Source organism: Streptomyces sp. GL_148 (assembly GCF_057834205.1).
In genome coordinates this window covers 2,787,291-2,806,026 of the sequence record NZ_CM174396.1, presented here as the reverse complement: position 1 = coordinate 2,806,026, position 18,736 = coordinate 2,787,291, and the positions used below count along the sequence as shown (strand labels likewise).

Annotated in this window: 16 protein-coding genes and 1 pseudogene; 8 read left to right on the top strand and 9 right to left on the bottom strand. The window is 73.5% G+C overall.

What is annotated here, in order from left to right; all coding sequences use genetic code 11:
- The first annotated feature begins 20 nt into the window (after nucleotides 1-20).
- Complete coding sequence (locus AC3IYI_RS12955; protein ID WP_489410318.1) at nucleotides 21-617, top strand: helix-turn-helix domain-containing protein; 597 nt, start codon at nucleotides 21-23, stop codon at nucleotides 615-617.
- Between the two features lie 40 nt (nucleotides 618-657).
- Here AC3IYI_RS12955 and AC3IYI_RS12950 read toward each other — a convergent pair whose 3' ends face one another.
- From AC3IYI_RS12950 to AC3IYI_RS12935, 4 genes are all read right to left on the bottom strand, one after another.
- Entirely contained in the window at nucleotides 658-1,290 is a 633-nt protein-coding gene (locus AC3IYI_RS12950) for a class F sortase (RefSeq protein ID WP_489410317.1), read from the bottom strand.
- Nucleotides 1,291-1,431: 141 nt separating this feature from the next.
- Entirely contained in the window at nucleotides 1,432-1,995 is a 564-nt protein-coding gene (locus AC3IYI_RS12945) for a GVDTG sorting domain-containing protein (RefSeq protein ID WP_489410316.1), read from the bottom strand.
- A gap of 363 nt (nucleotides 1,996-2,358) precedes the next feature.
- A complete protein-coding gene (locus AC3IYI_RS12940) occupies nucleotides 2,359-3,669 on the bottom strand; it encodes a sensor histidine kinase (protein WP_489410315.1) in 1,311 nt (436 codons plus the stop codon).
- Nucleotides 3,666-4,382, bottom strand: a complete 717-nt coding sequence (locus AC3IYI_RS12935; protein ID WP_489410314.1) for a hypothetical protein — start codon at nucleotides 4,380-4,382, stop codon at nucleotides 3,666-3,668. The genes AC3IYI_RS12940 and AC3IYI_RS12935 overlap by 4 nt, the downstream gene beginning before the upstream one ends.
- A gap of 202 nt (nucleotides 4,383-4,584) precedes the next feature.
- On the opposite strand from AC3IYI_RS12935, the gene AC3IYI_RS12930 reads away from it, so the two are divergent.
- Together AC3IYI_RS12930 and AC3IYI_RS12925 are read left to right on the top strand one after the other, a co-directional pair.
- Entirely contained in the window at nucleotides 4,585-5,067 is a 483-nt protein-coding gene (locus AC3IYI_RS12930) for a gamma-glutamylcyclotransferase family protein (protein WP_489410313.1), read from the top strand.
- Between the two features lie 240 nt (nucleotides 5,068-5,307).
- A pseudogene (locus AC3IYI_RS12925) lies at nucleotides 5,308-5,454 on the top strand (response regulator transcription factor); the annotation flags it as partial.
- A gap of 50 nt (nucleotides 5,455-5,504) precedes the next feature.
- Here the strand turns inward: AC3IYI_RS12925 and AC3IYI_RS12920 are convergent.
- From AC3IYI_RS12920 to AC3IYI_RS12900, 5 genes are all read right to left on the bottom strand, one after another.
- The gene (locus AC3IYI_RS12920) at nucleotides 5,505-6,290 is read right to left on the bottom strand and encodes a hypothetical protein (RefSeq protein ID WP_489410312.1); all 786 of its coding nucleotides are present in this window, start codon (nucleotides 6,288-6,290) and stop codon (nucleotides 5,505-5,507) included.
- A 299-nt stretch (nucleotides 6,291-6,589) separates the two neighbouring features.
- Nucleotides 6,590-8,530 carry a DNA primase gene (gene dnaG, locus AC3IYI_RS12915; RefSeq protein ID WP_489410311.1) on the bottom strand — a complete coding sequence of 647 codons (1,941 nt, stop codon included), beginning with the start codon at nucleotides 8,528-8,530 and terminating at the stop codon, nucleotides 6,590-6,592.
- Nucleotides 8,531-8,565: 35 nt separating this feature from the next.
- Nucleotides 8,566-9,840: an NAD(P)/FAD-dependent oxidoreductase gene (locus tag AC3IYI_RS12910; RefSeq protein ID WP_489410310.1), complete on the bottom strand. Its 1,275-nt coding sequence runs from the start codon at nucleotides 9,838-9,840 to the stop codon at nucleotides 8,566-8,568.
- 93 nt (nucleotides 9,841-9,933) lie between these two features.
- The gene (locus AC3IYI_RS12905; protein WP_489410309.1) at nucleotides 9,934-11,277 is read right to left on the bottom strand and encodes a deoxyguanosinetriphosphate triphosphohydrolase; all 1,344 of its coding nucleotides are present in this window, start codon (nucleotides 11,275-11,277) and stop codon (nucleotides 9,934-9,936) included.
- Nucleotides 11,278-11,354: 77 nt separating this feature from the next.
- A complete protein-coding gene (locus tag AC3IYI_RS12900; RefSeq protein ID WP_489410308.1) occupies nucleotides 11,355-12,104 on the bottom strand; it encodes a sirohydrochlorin chelatase in 750 nt (249 codons plus the stop codon).
- Nucleotides 12,105-12,493: 389 nt separating this feature from the next.
- Between AC3IYI_RS12900 and AC3IYI_RS12895 the strand changes: the two genes are divergently transcribed.
- The 5 genes from AC3IYI_RS12895 to AC3IYI_RS12875 all read left to right on the top strand — a co-directional run bounded on the left by AC3IYI_RS12895 (nucleotide 12,494) and on the right by AC3IYI_RS12875 (nucleotide 18,718).
- On the top strand, nucleotides 12,494-13,450 hold the full coding sequence (locus AC3IYI_RS12895) for a hypothetical protein (RefSeq protein ID WP_489410307.1): 957 nt from the start codon (nucleotides 12,494-12,496) through the stop codon (nucleotides 13,448-13,450).
- A gap of 128 nt (nucleotides 13,451-13,578) precedes the next feature.
- Nucleotides 13,579-14,313 (top strand): SanA/YdcF family protein, encoded by a 735-nt coding sequence (locus AC3IYI_RS12890; protein WP_489411519.1) that lies wholly within the window; start codon nucleotides 13,579-13,581, stop codon nucleotides 14,311-14,313.
- A gap of 45 nt (nucleotides 14,314-14,358) precedes the next feature.
- Complete coding sequence (locus AC3IYI_RS12885) at nucleotides 14,359-15,150, top strand: glucose 1-dehydrogenase (protein ID WP_489410306.1); 792 nt, start codon at nucleotides 14,359-14,361, stop codon at nucleotides 15,148-15,150.
- Nucleotides 15,151-15,389: 239 nt separating this feature from the next.
- Nucleotides 15,390-17,501, top strand: a complete 2,112-nt coding sequence (locus tag AC3IYI_RS12880) for a molybdopterin oxidoreductase family protein (RefSeq protein ID WP_489410305.1) — start codon at nucleotides 15,390-15,392, stop codon at nucleotides 17,499-17,501.
- Nucleotides 17,502-17,596: 95 nt separating this feature from the next.
- Nucleotides 17,597-18,718: an IS630 family transposase gene (locus AC3IYI_RS12875; protein ID WP_489410304.1), complete on the top strand. Its 1,122-nt coding sequence runs from the start codon at nucleotides 17,597-17,599 to the stop codon at nucleotides 18,716-18,718.
- Nucleotides 18,719-18,736 lie beyond the last annotated feature (18 nt).

Sequence of the window (18,736 nt, the reverse complement as noted above, 5' to 3'; positions counted from 1 at the left end):
CGATACCGCAAAATGGCCCCATGGACAGCGATGCCGAACGCGCCGAACACGCCGAACACGCCGAACTCACCCGGACCCTCGACGCCATCGGACCGCGGCTACGGGCGCTGCGGCGCGAGCGAGTCCTCACCCTGGAGGCCGTCTCCGAGGCCACAGGGATCTCCGTGAGCACGCTCTCCCGCCTGGAGTCGGGCAAACGGCGTCCGACGCTCGAACTGCTCATCCCCCTCGCGCGCACCCACCGCGTGGCCCTGGACCAACTCGTCGCGGCCCCGGTCACCGGTGACGCGCGCGTCCACCTCACGCCCCGCCGCCGGGACCACGGGAGCGTCCTGGTCCCCCTGACGCAGTACCCGGGCCGGGTCCAGGTCTTCAAGCAGGTGCTCGCGTACCGGGAACCGAAACGGGTGACCCACGCCGGCTACGAATGGCTCTACGTGCTCGCCGGCGAGCTCCACCTCGTCATCGGCGAGCGGAGCCTGACCCTGCGCCCCGGCGAGGTCGCCGAATTCGACACCGGTGAACCCCACTGGTTTGGCCCCGCCGAAGGCGAGGTGGTGGAGATCCTGCACCTGTTCGGACCCCACGGCGACCAGGCCGTCGTCCGCACCGGCTAGCCGTGCTGGTCCGGGTCGTGCCCGTCTGGGCCCTGCCCGTCTAGTACGTGCCCGTCAGGTGGGCGAAGACGACCACGTTGCCCCGGTAGCCGGTGCGCGGGGAGAAGCCCCCGCCGCAGGTGATGACGCGGAGCTCGGCGCGCGGTGACGACCCGTACACGCGGGAGTCGGGGAAGGCCTTGGCGTCGTAGACCTCCACCGCGTGGACGGTGAACACGGCCGTACGGCCATCAGCGCGGGCGACCTCGATCTGGGCCCCCCGGCGCAGCGCGCCCAGGTGGTAGAAGACCGCGGGCCCGGCGGCGTCGTCCACGTGCCCGGCGACGACGGCCGTGCCGGTGGCGCCCGGGGTGGTGCCCTCGCGGTACCAGCCCGCCAGGTCCCGGCGGGCGGGCGGCGGTACCTCGAGACTGCCGTCGGCCTGCAGGCCCAGCCCGGTGAGCGGGGCGTCCACCCGGATGGACGGGATCCGGATCCGGGTGGGCGGGGAACCGGGGAGCGCGGCGATGGCCCCGGGGAACCGGGCCTGGGCGCTCAGCGCCTCACCGGGGGAGGGCAGCGGGGGCCGGACGGGCTCGCCGGAGCCGCTGCCGATGAGCCAGACGCCGATGCAGGCGGCGAGTGCGACGAGCCCGCCGGCGCGGGCGCGGGCGCGGCGTGCCTCTGCCTCCATGCGGCCCCCTCGGCTCGGCTTGGTGACGTGGTGATGTGGTGACTGGCCGTCGCCCGGCCCCGCGAACGGGGGGGACCTCGCGGGGCGGGCGACGGGGGACGGTACCGGTCGGACCGCGGCCGGGGCCGCGGTGGGCGTCCGTCAGTTCCGCGTGCCGCTCGCCCGGCGACGCAGGAACCAGGTACCGCCGACGGCGGTGGCGGCCAGCACTGCCACTCCCGCCGCGATCTTGGTGGGGTCGGTGGTGGTGGTCGTGCCACCGCCCACCCCGGTGCGCACGTGGCCCTGGGGGGCTCGGTCGTGCTCGGTGACGATCAGGTCGCCGGTGGCGAACTTGCCGTTCGCGCAGGTGGCGCCGATCGAGTGGGTGCCGGGGTGGGTTCCGCGGGCGACCTGGAACTGCCCCACGACCACCTCCTTGTGGGTGCCCGGGGTCAGCTTGAAGCGGCCGCCCCCGACGGTGGTGGCGTCGCCCTCGGCGTGACTGCCCGGGCCGCAGGCCTTCGTGTTCACCGTGACGGTGGTGCCGGGGGCGGCGGACTTGGGCCACACCTCCAGCGGGGCGAAGTCGCCGGCCGCGAAGCCCGTCATGCCGAAGCCCGTCATGCCCAGGTCCGCGGCGGCGACCGCGCCGGCCACCGGGCCGGTGAACGCGGCGGCGGTCAGCGCGGTGGCGGTGAGCGCGTGGGCGGTGCGTCGGCGCATGGGGGGTCTCCTGTGGGCACGGGGTCGTGTTTCCGAGGTAACCCCGGAGCGGTGGCCTGCGCCTGCTGATGTGGTGTCAGATTGGCGGTGGGGGGTGGGATGGTGAGGCGTCGTCGCAGGTGGGGCGGGGTGAGGGGCCACCTGTGGGGCACCACCCCGTCCGGGTGACGGTGGCCTCGCGGGTGCGGGTTGCCGCTGCGCGGAGCTTGTCCCCGCCCCGCCCTTTCTCCGTTTCCCGGGGCTCCGCCCCGGACCCCGCGCCTCAAACGCCGGCGGGGCTGGAAGGGCGTGCTCCGTCCCGGACCCCGGGCCTCGAAGGTCGGCGGGGCTGGAAGGGCTGTGTTCCGCCCCGGGCCCCGCGCCTCAAACGCTGGCGGGGCTGGTGGGGCTGGTGGGGTCAGGGCGGGGGAAGGTGAGGGTGGCTGCGGCGCCGGTGGGGGTGGGGTTGGTGAGGGTGATTCGGGCGCCTATGACCTGGGCCTGGCCCAGGGCGATGGTCAGGCCCAGGCCCGTGCCCTGGCCGCGTTCGGCCGCGCCCGTCAGGAAGCGCTGCGGGCCGTCCCGCAGCAGGGTCTCCGGGAAGCCCGGACCGTGGTCCCGGACGGTGACCGTGTTCTCGGCCACCGTCACGGTGATCGGGTCCCGGCCGTGCCTTCGGGCGTTGACCAGCAGGTTCGTCAGGATGCGCTCGAGGCGCCGGACGTCCGTGCGGACGCGGGTCCTGCCGTCGGCGGCGCCCAGGACCCGCGCCTCCACCCCAGAACGCCGGGTGACTTCTTCCACCAGCGGCCCCAGGGGGTGGACGTCCAGCTGGGCCACCTCCCGGTCCCCGTCCAGCCGGGCCACCTCCAGGAGGTCCTCCGTCAGACCGAGCAGGGCTGCGACCCGGTCGCGCACCAGCTCGGTGGGCCGCCCCGGAGGGAGCAGTTCGGCGGCGGTGTGCAGCCCGGTCAGCGGGGTCCGCAGCTCGTGCGCCACGTCCGCCGTGAACCGCTGCTCCGCCACCAGCCGCCGCTGCAGGCTCGCCGCCATCGTGTCGACCGCCGCGGACAGTTCGGCCACCTCGTTGCGCGTCCCCGGTACGCCCGACGGGCCGATCCGCGCGTCGAGTTCACCCGTGCTGATCCGCCGGGCGGTCTCGGCTGCGGACCGCAGGTCCTTGCTCAGCCGGCTGGCCAGCGCCGCTCCGCCGATCGCCGCGAGGGAGACGACGACCACCCCGAACGCCATCAACTTCTGGTCCAGTTCCCACAGTTCCGCCTGTTCCTCCACCAGCGGCTGGCGTACGGACAGCACTTGGTCGGCGCCGACGGGCCGGGCGGCCCACACCGCCGGGTGGAGGCCGTCCAGGTCGAGGTAGGTGGTGCGGTGCCCGGAGAGGGCGGCCTGCCGCAGCGGCTCGGGCAGGCTCGGACAGTTGAGGCGCGCGTCGGCCTCCCCGACCTTGTCGAAGTCCAGCTGGCCCGTGAGCTCGTAGACCTGCCGCACCCGGACGAGCTGCGCGAGGGCGCTCTTGCGCGCCGCGTCGGCCACCTGGTCGGCGCGTGCCTCGTGGATCAGGATGCCGATGGTGAGCGCGACGAGCGAGCAGCCGACGGCGAGCAGGACGGCGATCTTCCAGCGCAGGCCGAGGGAGTGCAGGAGGAGACGGCAGCGGAGCAGGGTGCGCTTCACCGGGCGGCCCGGTTCGCGGGGTCGGGTGCTTCGGAGTCGGTCGGCCGCGGGGCCGGGCACTGGCCGGAGCCCGGGACGGATATGGCGTTGCCGAACTTGTGCTCGTCACTGAGCACGCTCATCCGCTGGCCGTCCCAGTGGTAGCGGATGTCGTGCGCGGATCCGTCGTCGTCGGTGGTGCGGACCAGCAGGTCGGTGCCGAGGATCTCGGCGGTCATCCGCCGGCCGCTGGTGGCCAGGATCGGGACGATCTTCCCGCCGGCCGCGGTGTAGACGCTCAGCACCGAGCGCCCGGTCGGGCTGTCGGCGGCGACGATCAGCTCGGGTTTCCCGTCGCCCGTCAGGTCCGCGAACCGGGCCGGCCGTACCCCGGCCTTGCCCGGGCCCTCGATCTTCTTCCCGTCGCCGAAGCGCTTCATCGTCTTGTCCGCGCGGAGCACGGCCATCACGTCGACCTTCTCGATCCCCTCCGGCCCCACGGCCGGGGCGCTGTCGAGCGGCCGCGGCGGCGGTACCCGGCCGGCCACCGCCGTACCGCTGGAACTCGGGGACTCGGTCCACGAGGGCCACAGCGACTTCGGCCGCGGCTGGGGGGACACCGGCGGCGCGACCTCGTCGTGCCCGAGACCCCCGGGTGCGGCGCAGCCGCCGAGGCCGAGGCCGATGCAGAGCAGGGCGGCTGCGGTGAGGCTGCGGAGGGTCGGTCGAGTCATGGAGGGAAGAACCGTCGGGTGGTGGGGGAGGGCGGGGCGGGGGGAGGCAGACTGACGGTAGACGGCGCCGGTCACGGGGACCGGGCGGTTGTGTAACGGCGGTGCGTAGGCGGGCTCCCGCGGCCGAAGTCGGGACCTTCGGCCCGTCCCGCGGTCGGTGGGAGTCCGGCTCGCAGCTCAGCCTGAATCGAGGGAGGCCCGCATGACATCGGCCGATCGGCCGGAAGGCCACGGCGAAGGAACGGTTCCGCAGGCGGAGGAGCTGGAAGAGTTGGAAGAGCTCCCGTTCTTCGTCTACGGCACCCTGCGCCCCGGAGAGGTCAACCACGACCTGTTCCTGCGCGGCCGCACGGCCGCCGAGGAGCCCGCCCGCCTCGCGGACGCGGCCCTGTACGACGGCCCCGGCTACCCGTACGCCGTGGACCGCCCCGGCTCCGCCATAGCCGGGGAGCTGATCACCCCGGCCCCCGGGGCGTACGGGGAACTCCTCGCGGCGCTCGACCTGCTGGAGGAGTACGCGGGCCCCGGACACCCCGCCAACATCTACGACCGCACCGCCCGCCAGGCCCTGCGCCCCGACGGCACCCCCGTCCGCGCCTGGGTCTACCTGGCCGCCCCGTCCCTGGCCCACCACCTGGCCCGCTCCGGCACCCGGATCCCGGGCGGAGACTGGCTGCGCCGCTAGGTCGTCTCTGCCGTCCGGCACCGCCGCGCGGCCGCCCCCGAGCTTCCCCCGGGCCGCGCGGCGGTACCGGCCGTGCGGCCACCCGTCCCCCGCGGGCGGGCGGACGCACGGCCGAAAGAGACGGCCTAGTACCAGCCGGTACAGCGCACGAGGCCGGTGCTGTCGTTCCAGGCGCAGGCCCGCATCACGTAGCCCGCGTCGTTGTAGGGCGCGGTGTGCGTGTCGCTGCCGGACTGCACGGAGATCGCCGAGCAGCTCTTCATCAGCGAGGCGACCGTCAAGACCCACCTCAACCGGACCATGAACAAGCTGGCCCTGGACAGCCGGGCCCAGGCGGTCGTCGTGGCATACGAGACGGGGCTGGTCGTCCCGGGGTCACAGCACTAGCCGCATGCGGCAGGCCTGAGGCACGAGACGGCCCCGTCGGCACCTCCCTACTACCCTTCGAAGGCGACGACCTCGTCGGCGGGCGGCGGGTAGAGCTGGGTGGGGGTCTCGAAGTCGGAGTAGGTGAGCTCGGACAGCACCTCTCCTGCCTTCGTCTCCGTCCGCCTCAGCAGGTAGGGGCGGCCCTGCGCGGCGATGTAGTCGGTGACGGTGACGCCGTCCGGCCCGGGATAGGTGAGGGTGGCGGCGCCCTGGCCGTCGACGGTGGCGTCGGGACCCCTCTTGATGCCGGGCTCCTCGTTCGTGCCGACCAGCGCGAGAGGGTTACCCAGGCCGCAGAAGGCCGAGACAGCCTTGGCGCCCTTGTCGTCGGCCGGCTGCTTGATCCAGTGGTCCGCGTACCGGGTGGTCATCGCATCCACCCGGTCCTTCGGAAGGCCCGTGAGATACGTGCGCCAGGCCACCGCGTCGCGCTTGCTGTAGATGTCCTTCGTGCCGGCATGTACCTCGGCCTTGCCCGCGCCGGGCGTGGTGAAGGTGCCCGCGCAGTTCAGGTCGCGGTCGAAGGCGACGTCGATCGATGTGGTCGAGCCGTCCTGGGTCAGCCGGCCCCGGAGCTTCTTGAGCCGGGTGGCCCGGGTGATGTCGTACCCGCTCCTGCGGATCTCAGCAGGGGTCTTGCCCGCGAAAGGGTCCGTTGCGGACGTGGGCTGCGCGGACGGGGAGTGGCTCGCCGCACCGGCCTTCGGTGCCGAGGGACCACACGCGGTCACGGCCAGGGCCAGGGCAAAGCAGGCGCCGATGGGCAGCACGATGGAGCGGTTGTACAAGGTCATCCCCCCGGAAGCGAGTCAAGTCCGCGCAGGCTACATGCGCCCTTTGACACCGCTCCCGGCGGGGCGTCGGCGTGGGGACGGCCCGTGACAGCCAGCGGCCGGACCGGCTTCGTTCAGCCCGGGCCGAACGAAGAAGTGGCGCAGCTGCTGGGGGCCGCCCCCGTGCGCTGTCGCTATGAACGGTGATGGTGCTGGTCATGCAGACCGATGCATCGTTCTGGAACTCGCTGGTGTTCGAGGGGATCGACGGCCCAGAGGCCCAGAGGCCCAGAGGCCCAAAGGTGCAGAGGCCCGGACGTCTAGAGGCCTTCCGCGCCGCGGTTGCGCAGGCGCTGGCCGTACTGCTGCAGCACCCACAGCTCCTCCTGGACCGCCGCCAGCTGCTCCGGCGCGTCCTGGTGGCCGAGGCGGGACAGGGTGCCCTGGATCTCGTGGATCCGGCGGTCGACCGCGCGGAGGCGGACCTGGACCAACTGGACCCCGGCGTAGACCTCGTCCACGGTCTTCGCGTGAATGGCCTCGACCACGAGCTCGGTGACCAGCGCGCGGACGGTGTCGTTCGGCGCGGCGTCCCGGACCCGGGTGACGTAGTCCTCGGTGCCGAGCGAAGCGCCGCCGGCGTCCAGGATGGCTTGGCGGACCGCCGCGTAGGGCCGGGCGGTGAACTCGTCCATCCCGTACGCGTCGAAGGCGGGCGAGACCAGGGCGGGGCGCTGCAGCGCCAGCTTGAGCAGCTCGCGCTCGGTGATGTGCGCCGGGCTGCGCAGGTTCAGTGCGGGGCCCGTGGGGCCGGCGGACGGCGCCTGGATGTCTTCGTACGAGTGGCTGGAGTGGCTGGAGTGGCTGGAGTGACCGGCGCCGCCGGACTGGCCCCGGCGCTGCTGCTGGGGCTGGTTGCCGCGCTCCCGGGCCCAGCGGTCGAGCTGGGCGATCCGCTTGACGACGAACTGCTCGTCGCGCATGCCCAGCATGCCCGCCAGCTGGACCGCCGACTCGTGCTGGATCGCGACGTTCTTGATCTTCTTGATGATCGGGGCGGCTTCTTCCAGCGCGGCCGCCCGCCCCGCCGGGTTCTCCAGGTTGTGCCGGGCCACGATGTGCTTGAGCGCGAACTCGAACAGCGGGGTGCGGGCCTCGACCAGGCCCGACACAGCCGCGTCGCCCTTGGCCAGGCGCAGGTCGCAGGGGTCCATGCCGCCCGGGGCGATGGTGATGGAGGTCTCCGCGGCGAACTTCTGGTCGTCCTCGAAGGCCCGCAGCGCGGCCTTCTGCCCGGCCGAGTCCCCGTCGAAGGTGAAGATCACCTCGGCGGTCGCGTTGTCCATGAGGAGCCGGCGCAGGATCTTGATGTGGTCGCCGCCGAAGGCGGTGCCGCAGGTGGCGATCGCGGTGGTGACCCCGGCCATGTGGCAGGCCATCACGTCGGTGTAGCCCTCGACCACGACGGCCCGGGAGGTCTTGGCGATCTCCTTCTTGGCCAGGTCGATGCCGTACAGCACCTGGGACTTCTTGTAGATCGCCGTCTCGGGGGTGTTCAGGTACTTGGGGCCGTTGTCGTCGTCGCGCAGCTTGCGCGCGCCGAAGCCGACGACCTCGCCGCTGATGTCGCGGATGGGCCACATCAGCCGGCCGCGGAAGCGGTCGATGGGCTTTCCGCTGCGGCTGTCCTGGGCCAGGCCCGAGGTGATCAGTTCCTTGTCGCTGAAGCCCTTGCCGCGCAGGAAACGCGTCAGGTGGTCCCAGCCGGCCGGGCTGTAGCCGACGCTGAAGTGCTGGGCGGCGGCCTGGTCGAAGCCGCGCTCGGCCAGGAACTTGCGGCCGATCTCCGCTTCGGCGCTGCCGAGCTGGTCCATGTAGAAGTCGGCCGCGGCCTTGTGCGCCTCGACCAGCCGGATCCGCTCGCCGCGCCCGCTGCTGCCGGCGGTGTAGCCGCCCTCTTCGTACCGCAGGGTGATGCCGGCCAGGCCGGCGAGCCGCTCCACCGCCTCCGAGAAGGAGAGGTGGTCGATCTTCATGACGAAGTCGAGGGTGTCCCCGCCCGCCTGGCAGCCGAAGCAGTGGTAGAAGCCCTTGCTGGGGCTGACCTGGAAGGACGGGGACTTCTCGTCGTGGAAGGGGCAGAGGCCCTTGAGGTTGCCGCCGCCCGCGTTGCGCAGCTGGAGGTACTCGGAGACCACGGCGTCGATCGGGACCGCGTCCCGTACCGCCTTCACGTCGTCGTCGTTGATCCGTCCTGCCACACGCGCCAGTCTACGGCCGGGCGGCGACTATCCCGTCAGGCCCCCTCCGCCGGAACCAGGGCCGAAAGCGGAATCGACGGATCCGCCAGTTTCTCGCGGTCCACGGGCGCCTTCGACCTGATCAGGGCCTGGATGTCCTCGGTGACGTCCCACACGTTCACGTTCATCCCGGCCAGGACCCGGCCGTCCGAGAGCCAGAAGGCGATGAACTCCCGCTTGCCCGCGTCCCCGCGGATCAGCACCTGGTCGTAGCCGCCCGCAGGGGCGTACCCCGAGTACTCCAGGCCCACGTCGTACTGGTCGGAGAAGAAGTACGGCACCCGGTCGTACGAGACCTCCTGCCCCAGCATCGCCCGCGCGGCGGCCGGACCCCCGTTCAGCGCGTTCGCCCAGTGCTCCACCCGCAGCCGGGCCCCCAGCACCGGGTGGTGCGCGGCCGCCACGTCGCCGACCGCGAAGACGTCCGGATCGGAGGTGCGCAGCGAGGCGTCCACGGCGATCCCGCCCCCGTGCTCACGGTCCACCAGGGCCAGACCCGAGGTCTCCGCCAGCGCGGTCCGCGGCGCGGCCCCGATCGCCGCGAGGACCGCGTGCGCCGGATGCTCCTCCCCGTCGTCCGTACGGGCCGCCAGCACCATGCCGTCGTGCCCGACGATCTCCGTCAGGTGGGACCCGAAGTGGAAGCGGACCCCGTGCTCGGTGTGCAGGTCGGCGAAGAGCCGGCCGACCTCCGGACCGAGCACCGCGTGCAGCGGGGTCGGCGCCGGCTCGATCACGGTGACCTCGGCCCCGTACCCGCGGGCGGCCGCCGCGACCTCCAGGCCGATCCAGCCGGCGCCCGCGATCAGCAGGTGCCCGTTGTCCCGGCCCAGGCTCGCCAGGGCCTTCCGCAGCCGCTCCGCGTGCGAGAGCCGGCGCAGGTGGTGCACCCCGACCAGCTCGGTGCCCGGGATGTCCAGCCGGCGCGGTTCGGCGCCGGTGGCGAGCAGCAGCTTGTCGTAGGGCAGCGCCGTGCCGTCGCCGAGGACCACCTTCTTGGCGTCCCGGTCGAGCTGGACCGCGGGCTGGCCGAGGTGCAGCTCGATGTCGGAGGCCGCATACCAGGACGGCTCGTGCACGAAGACGCTGTCGCGCTCCTCCTTGCCCGCCAGGTACCCCTTGGAGAGCGGGGGCCGCTCGTAGGGATGCTCACGCTCGTCGCCGATCAGGATCACCCGCCCCGTGAACCCCTCGGACCTCAGCGTTTCGGCCGCCTTAGCCCCGGCGAGCCCTGCGCCGACGATGACGAACGTCCGGTGTGCGTCGACCACCTGATGCCTCCTCATAACCTCTGCGCCACATGCGGGCACATGCGAGCGTCCCGCACCGAGCCTGCCGCGTGAAGGGGGAGTGGCCCGATCGGCTCACCCTTCGGCGCGTCGCGCGCGCTGGGTGAGGCGGGCGTGCAGGGAGCGGGCGGAGGCGTCCGTGAGGGCCGCGAGCTGGTCCACGACCGCCCGCTTCCTGGCCCGGTCGTCCGGGGCCTCGTCGAAGATCGCGCGGAACTGCGGGTCCAGACCCTCGGGTGCGCGGGCGCTGACGGCCTCCGCGAGTTCGGCCAGGACGATGCGCTGATCGGCGCGGATCCGCTCCTGCTCGTCGCGCTGCATCACGTACAGGTCGGCCACCGCCTTCAGCACCGCGCACTCGTTGCGGGCCTCGCGCGGCACCACCAGCTCCGCCGCGTACCGGGTCAGCCGGCCGGTCCCGTACGCCTGCCGGGTGGCGCCCTCGGCGGCCAGGCAGAAACGGCCGATCAGCTGGCTGGTCGCGTCCTTCAGCCGGGCCTGGGCCACGGCCGAGCCGTCGTACCCGTGCGGCCACCACTCCTGCTCCATCAAACGGTCCAGCGCCTCGCGCAGCTCCTCCGGCTCGGTGCCGGCGGGCACGTACCGGCCGATGGCCACCCGCCAGATCTCGGCGCGCTCGGGCTCGGCGAAGAGCAGGTTCGGGTCGAGGTGGCCGGCGTGCAGGCCGTCCTCGAAATCGTGCACGGAGTACGCCACGTCGTCCGACCAGTCCATGACCTGCGCCTCGAAGCACTTGCGGTCCGCGGGCGCGCCGCGGCGCAGCCACTCGAAGACCGGCAGGTCGTCCTCGTAGGCACCGAACTTCACCGAGCCGGGGTCGGTGGGGTGGTCCCCGCGCGCCCAGGGGTACTTGGTGGCGGCGTCCAGGCAGGCCCGGGTGAGGTTGAGCCCGACGCTGACCAGCTCGCCGCTCGCCGGATCGGGGACGAACCGCTTGGGCTCCAGCCGGGTCAGCAGGCGCAGCGACTGGGCGTTGCCCTCGAAACCGCCGCAGTCCTTGGCGAACTCGTTGAGCGCTTCCTCGCCGTTGTGGCCGAAGGGCGGGTGCCCCATGTCGTGCGACAGGCAGGCGGCTTCGACCAGATCGGGATCGCAGCCGAGCGCTGCGCCGAGCTCGCGGCCGACCTGGGCGCATTCGAGGGAGTGCGTCAGCCGCGTACGAGGACTCGCGTCCCAGTCGTACGAACGCGTCCCCGGCGTCACCACCTGGGTCTTCCCGGCGAGCCGGCGCAGGGCGGCGGAGTGCAGCACGCGGGCGCGGTCGCGCTGGAAGGCGGTCCGCCCGGGCCGTTTGTCGGGCTCGGTGGCCCAGCGCTCCGTATCGGCGGGCTCGTACGGCTCGCCGGGCAGGTCGAGGCCGGGTCGGACAGGTGCGGTGGTGCCTTCCATGCCTTCCATGGCCCAAACGGTAACCGCACGGGCCGACAAGACGAGTCAAGAGGAGCAATCCGAGCGTTTGGGAACCAATCCGGTCGTTACGCGGTGGCCAGTTCGAGCGGCTGCTCCCGCGGCAGCTCCCGTCCTACGGGTCCTGCGAGCGCGGCGGCGGCTTCGTCGTAGCGCTGGAGCACCAGCCGGGCCAGCGCCGGATGGGCGCCCAGCGGGGCGGCGGCCGGACCCGGCGCGGCCGCGGCGCTCGCCGCGGCGAAGCGGCCCGGGGCGGTGAAGTAGGAGGCGACCGCGACCCGGTGGAGGCCCCGGGCGGCCAGGGACCGTACGGCGGCGGGCACTGAGGGCGCGGTGCCCGAGGCGTAGGCGGCCACCACGGGCACCCCGCCGAGCCGTTCCGAGAGCAGGTCGGCGGTGGCCCGCACATCGACGGCGGAGTCGGGGTCGCGGGACCCGGCGGCGGCCAGCACCACCGCCGACCCGGCGCTCCAGCCGGCCTCCACGAGCCGCTCGTACAGGGCCTCGACGAGCAGCGGATGCGGCCCGAGCGGGGCGGCGAGGCGGGTCCGCAGGTGCCCGGCGCGGGCGGCGGCGGCCGGCAGGTCCCGCTTGACGTGGGTCCCGCGGCCGAGCAGCAGCGGCACCAGGACGGCGGCCCCGGCGGCCCGGTCGAGCGTGTGGTCCAGCAGCGGGTGGTTCAGCTCGATGTGACCGAGCCGGACGTCGAGGCGGGGGCGGAGCTCGCGGACCCGTTCGAGCAGGGCTTCGACGGTGTGGAGGGCGCGCGGATCGCGGCTGCCGTGGGCCACGGCGACGAGGGCGGGCTGCTGCTGCATGGGGGGACTCCTGCGTGGTGTCGGGGGCGCAGACCGCTGAGCTGCGTACCGAGCTGGGCGGTGATCCGGGTCAGCAGCTCCGCCGTGGTCGCGGGCGGCAGCGGGAACGGCAGCGGGAGGAGGGGCAGGGGCAGGGGCAGGGGCGGGGGCGGGGATTCGGGAGGATGCGCCGGCTCCGTCATGAACCGATCCTGCGCGCGGCAGGTTGCCGGTGCGTTGCGCGGGCGTGACGGGTGTTTTCCACCTGCTCACAGGGGGGGGTGCACGGCGGGGGTGGGTCCGCGGCGTGCTTCGCTGTGCGCGTGAAACGGGCGCCGGCCGTCGCGCGATCGCGTGGCGCGGGGGACCGGAGGACCGGGGGACCAGGTGGGGGATGTGTGGACGGGGCCATGAAGTGGGCGGTCCGCGGCTGTGCGGTGCTGTCCGGCGGCGCGGCCGCCGTCGCCTGCGTGCTGTGGCTCGGCGCCTGGGGGACGGGTGACCTGCTCGGACGGGTCGTCCTCTGGGGCTGGGTGGCGGCCGGCGCCGCCGTCGTACGGACGGCCCTGGCGGCGGCCTGGGAAGCGCGGGAGGCCCGGGCGCGGGCGCTGGACGAGTGGTGGGAGCCGGGCAGGAAGCCCCGGCCCCGAACGGCCGGACCCGGCTCCGCGGCCCTCTGGGTGCGCACACGGGAGGCGGCGGTCTGGCTGCTCACCGCCCTGATGTCCGCGACGCTGCTCGTCGCGCTGTTCCAGCAGCACCACCGCGAGGCGGAGCCCGAACTGCGGCGGGCCGGCGCGGAGGTGACGACCGCCGTGGTCGCGGGCGAGCCGACGGGGGTGCACGCGCACACCAGCGAGGGTCAGGTCCTGGGGTGGACCGCATGGCTGGAACTGACCGTTCCGGGAGCAGGGGAGCGGGTGCGGGCGTCGGCCTACACCTACCGGAAGCCCAAGGCGGGAGACCGCGTACAGCTGCTGTGGGCGCCCTCCGAGCCCGCCCTGGAGGGGCGGGTCGACGAACGCAAGGACCTGCGGTCCGTGGCCGGGCCGGCCTCCTGGGATGTGTTCCCGCAGGCGGACGAGGCGCGCAAGGCGAGCCTCCTGGCCGCGTTGCTGACCCTGTTCCTGCTGGTGGCCGGGCTGGCCGGCACGGCGGTGATGGACACGGACGAGCTGAGGGCCCTCCCGTGGTCCGGGCGAGCCCAGCTCTGCTGGACCGGCTCGCTGCTGCTCGCCTTCGCCCTTCACCTGCCCGCCCTGTACGGACACCCGCACCCGGTGGTGGGCGCGGTGGCGTGGATCTCCTTCCTGCTGCCGGCGCTGGGGCGGGGAGCGGCGTACGCCGTGGTGCGGTGCCTGCCGTGAGGCCCTGGGCGGGGAACGGCCGGCCACTGTGGCGACCTGGGGAAACCGCCGGGACCGCCCATGCGTCCGTAGACGACGGGACCGACAGTGGAACCAACAGCAGGACCGACAGCACGACCAACAGGGGGATCGCATTGAGGCGCGCAACGGTACGAGGTCTGCCAGGGGCGGCGTGGGAGCGGCTGAAGGCCGTACGGGTCACGCCGCCCCGGACCGTACGGGCCAAGCGGCGGGCCGTACAGGTGGTGATGGCGGGCTGCGTGCTGGCCCTGCTGCCCTCGGCGTGGACGCACGCGTCCGCCGGGCCCCGGCTGCGGACCACCGCCGACGCGCCCGCCGCCGAGGTGGCCGTGGTCTTCGGTGCCGGGCTGTGGAACGGCCGGCCCACCCCGTACCTCGCGCGCCGGCTCGACGCCGCCGTAGAGCTCTACCGGGCGGGGAAGGTCAAGGTCGTCCTGGTCACGGGCGACAACAGCCGGACCGATTACGACGAGCCCGACGCGATGCGCGCGTACCTGACGGGCCACGGGGTGCCCGACGCCCGTGTCGTCAGCGACTACGCCGGCTTCGACTCGTGGGACTCCTGCGTCCGGGCCCGGGAGGTCTTCGGCGTGCACCGGGCCGTACTGATCAGCCAGGGCTTCCACATCCGCCGGGCGGTCGCACTGTGCCGGGCCGCGGGCGTGGATTCGTACGGGATCGGGGTGTCCGACGTGCACGACGCGACCTGGTACTACGGCGGGGCCCGCGAGGTCTTCGCGGCGGGCAAGGCGGCGCTGGACGCGGTCTTCGAGCCGGAGCCGCGGTTCCTGGGGCCGAAGGAGGAGGGGGTGTCGCGCGCCCTGGCCTCTCTGGCAGACTGACGCCGCGATCGGTGTATTCCGATTAGTCATATAGCTCATAGGCCTATGTGTCAGGGGTGTGGAACCGTGGCTGTTGTGGATCTGAGCGGCAAGGTCGTCGTCATCACCGGTGGGGCCCGCGGCCTCGGCGCGGCGGCCGCGCAGGCCGTCGTGGACGGCGGCGGCCAGGTGCTGATCACCGACGTCCTGGAGGCCGAGGGCGCCGAGACGGCGGCCAAGCTCGGCGACGCGGCGCGCTTCCTGCGCCACGACGTGACCAGCGAATCCGACTGGGACGCGGCCCTCGCCTTCGCCCTCGCCGAGTTCGGCCGGATCGACGGGCTGGTCAACAACGCCGGCATCGCCACCGGCCAGTTCCTGGAGCACGAGAGCGTCGAGCACTTCCGCAGGGTCGTCGAGATCAACCTCGTCGGCGTCTTCATCGGCATCAAGGCCGCGATCCCGCTGATGCGGGAGAACGGCGGCGGCTCCATCGTCAACATCTCCTCCGCCGCAGGCCTCACCGGCCTCGCCCTGACCGCCGGCTACGGAGCCTCCAAGTGGGGCGTGCGCGGACTGTCGAAGATCGGCGCGGTGGAGCTCGCGGAATCCCGGATCCGCGTCAACTCCGTACACCCCGGCATGACGCTCACCCCGATGACGGCCCCGGTCGGCATCCAGGCGGGCGAGGGCAACTACCCCGGCGCCCCCCTCGGCCGCGTCGGCCTCCCCGAGGAGATCGCCGCCGCCGTGGCCTTCCTCCTCTCGGACGCCGCGGGCTACGTGACCGGCGCCGAGCTCGCGGTCGACGGCGGCTGGACGGCCGGCCTCACGGTGAAGTACCTGACGGGCCAGTGACCCGGAGGCGGTGACCCGGCGGGCAGTGATCCGGAGGCAGTGACCCGGCGGCGGTGACCCCGCCCCGGCGCCCCGGCGGACATTCGGGTGCCCGCCGCCGATCGTGTACGCCGAGATCCTCGACCGCCCCCCGATGCGCAGGGCCTCACCGGAGCCGGCGGGCCGCGCTGAGGGGGAGCACGCGGACTTGTAACGGGAGGCGGCGGCCCGTGTAACACCGCCGACGCACGCTGGGCTCCATGCACACCTCGGACTCCGTCACCGCCACGCACTGTCCGTACTGCGCGCTGCAGTGCGGCATGAACCTCCGCCCCGAGCCCGGCGGCGCGGGCGTGACGGTGGAGGAGCGGGCGGACTTTCCCGTGAACCGGGGCGCGCTGTGCGGCAAGGGCCGCACCGCCCCCGCCGTGCTCTCCTCCCGGGTGCGCCTCACCGAGCCGCTCGTCCGCACCCACGCCGGGCGGCTGGAGCCGGCCACCTGGGAGGAGGCCCTCGACGCCGTCGCCGAGGGACTCGCCCGCACGAGGCGGTCGTACGGGGCCGACGCGGTCGGGGTGTTCGGCGGCGGCGGGCTGACCAACGAGAAGGCGTACGCCCTCGGGAAGTTCGCCCGCATCGCGCTGGGGACCTCGCAGATCGACTACAACGGCCGGTTCTGCATGTCCTCCGCCGCCGCCGCGCACCAGCGGGCCTTCGGGCTCGACCGGGGGCTGCCCTTCCCGCTGGAGGACATCCCCCGGACCGGCTGCGTCATCCTCGTCGGCTCCAACCCCGCCGACACCATGCCGCCCGCCCTGCGCTTCTTCCGGGAACTCCGCGAGAACGGCGGCACGCTGATCGTGGTGGACCCGCGCCGCACGCGCACCGCCGAACAGGCCGACCTGCACCTGGCCCCGCGCCCCGGCACGGACCTGGCGCTGGCGCTCGGCCTGCTGCACCTGGTGGTGGCGGGCGGGCACACGGACGAGGAGTTCATCGCCGAGCGCACCACGGGCTGGGAGGAGGCCCGGGCCGGCGCGATGGCGCACTGGCCGGAGCTGGTGGAGCGCATCACCGGCGTGCCCGTGCCGAAGCTCCGCGAGGCGGTGGCGATGTTCTGTGCCCCCGACTCCGCGATGGTGCTCACCGCACGCGGCCCCGAGCAGCAGTCCAAGGGCACCGACACCGTCGGAGCCTGGATCAACCTCTGCCTCGCCACCGGCCGGGCCGGCCGCCCGCTCTCCGGCTACGGCTGCCTCACCGGCCAGGGCAACGGCCAGGGCGGCCGCGAACACGGCCAGAAGGCCGATCAGCTGCCCGGCTACCGCAAGCTGACCGACCCGGCGGCGCGGGCCCACGTCGCCGGGGTCTGGGGCGTCGACCCCGGCTCCCTCCCCGGCCCGGGCCGCAGCGCGTACGAACTCCTCGACGCGCTCGGCTCGGACGTCAAGGCCCTCCTCCTGATGGGCTCCAACCCGGTGGTCTCGGCGCCCCGCGCCGCCCACGTCGAGGAACGCATCCGCTCCCTGGACTTCCTGGCCGTCGCCGACGTGGTCCTGTCCGAGACGGCGGCCCTGGCCGACGTGGTCCTCCCGGTGACCCAGTGGGCGGAGGAGACCGGCACCACCACCAACCTGGAGGGCCGCGTCCTGCTCCGCCGCCAGGCCCTCACCCCGCCGCCGGGGGTCCGCTCCGACCTGGAGGTCCTGCACGGCCTGGCCACCCGCCTCGGCATGCCGAAGGCCTTCCCGACCGACCCCGAGGAGGTCTTCGAGGAGCTGCGCCGCGCCTCGGCGGGCGGCCCGGCGGACTACTCGGGGATCACCTACGCCCGCATCGCAGCGGAACAGGGCGTCTTCTGGCCCTGTCCCTCGTCGTCGCGGTCGGCGGAGCCCGGCTCCGCCGCGGAATCCCACCCCGGCACCCCGCGCCTCTTCCTGGACCGCTTCGCCACCGACGACGGCCGGGCCCGCTTCGTGCCCGTCACCCACCGCGCCGCCGCCGAGGTCCCGGACGCCGAGTACCCGCTCTTCCTCACCACCGGCCGGGTCGTCGCCCAGTACCAGTCGGGCGCGCAGACCCGCCGGGTGGACGAGCTCAACGAAGCCGCCCCCGGCCCCTTCGTGGAACTCCACCCCCGCCTCGCGGCCCGCATCGGCGCGGTCGACGGAGCCCCCCTCGCGGTCACCTCCCGCCGCGGCCGCGCGGTCGCCCCGGCCCGCATCACCGACACCATCCGCGCGGACACCGTCTTCATGCCCTTCCACTGGCCGGGCGAGGGCCGCGCCAACACCCTGACCAACCCGGCGCTGGACCCGGTGTCCCGGATGCCGGAGTTCAAGGTCTGCGCGGTCCGCGTCGAGCCGGCCTAGTGCTCTGACCGCATAGGTTCACCGGGTTTCTGCCCGCGCTGAGGCTGGGGCCGATTGGATGGGGGCTGACATCCCGGTCAGCGTGTGGAGGCGTGGTGGCAGATCCGGTCAAGGTCCGCAGACTGACTGATCAGGAGGGGCAGCGGCTGCAGCAGATCGTGCGTCGGGGCAGCACCAGTTCGGTGCGCTACCGGCGGGCGATGATGCTGCTGGCCTCGGCCGGCGGGAACCGCGTGCCGGTGATCGCCCGGTTAGTGGCGGCCGACGAGGACACGGTGCGCGACGTCATTCACCGCTTCAACGAGATCGGCCTGGCCTGTCTGGACCCTCGATGGGCGGGAGGCCGTCCCCGCCAACTCAGTCTTGAGGACGAGGATTTCGTCGTTCAGACGGCCACCACCCGCCCGGTCAAGCTCGGCCAGCCCTTCACCCGCTGGTCGATCCGCAAGCTCGCCGCCTACGTCCGTAGGGTCCACGGCCGGGTGATCCGCCTCGGCCGCGAGGCCCTGCGCTGCCTGCTCGCCCGACGCGGCGTCACTTTCCAGCGGACCAAGACCTGGAAGGAGTCCACCGACCCCGACCGCGACGCCAAGCTGGACCGGATCGAGCACGTCCTGGACTGCTTCCCCGACCGCGTTTTCGCGTTCGACGAGTTCGGTCCGCTCGGCATACGCCCGACCGGCGGATCCTGCTGGGCCGAGCAAGGCCGGCCCGACCGGATCCCGGCGACCTACCACCGCACCCACGGCGTGACCTACTTCCACGGCTGCTACTCCATCGGCGACGACACCCTCTGGGGCGTCAACCACCGCCGCAAGGGCACCGCCAACAGCCTGGCCGCGCTCAAGTCCATCCGCGCCGCCCGCCCCGACGGCGCCCCGATCTACGTGATCATGGACAACCTCTCCGCCCACAAGGGTGCCAAGATCCGCCAGTGGGCCCGGAAGAACAAGATGGAGCTGTGCTTTACCCCGACCAACGCCTCCTGGGCCAACCCCATCGAGGCGCACTTCGGGCCGCTGCGGCAGTTCACCCTCGCCAACTCCCACCACCCCAACCACACGGTCCAGACCCGTGAACTGCACCGATACCTGCGCTGGCGCAACGCGAACGCCCGTCACCCCGACGTCCTGGCCGCGCAACGCCGCGAACGCTCCCGCATCCGCAGCGAGAAGGGCATCCGCTGGGGAGGCCGCCCCAGCACCGCCGCAGCCTGAGCGGACTGCGGCTGCCGA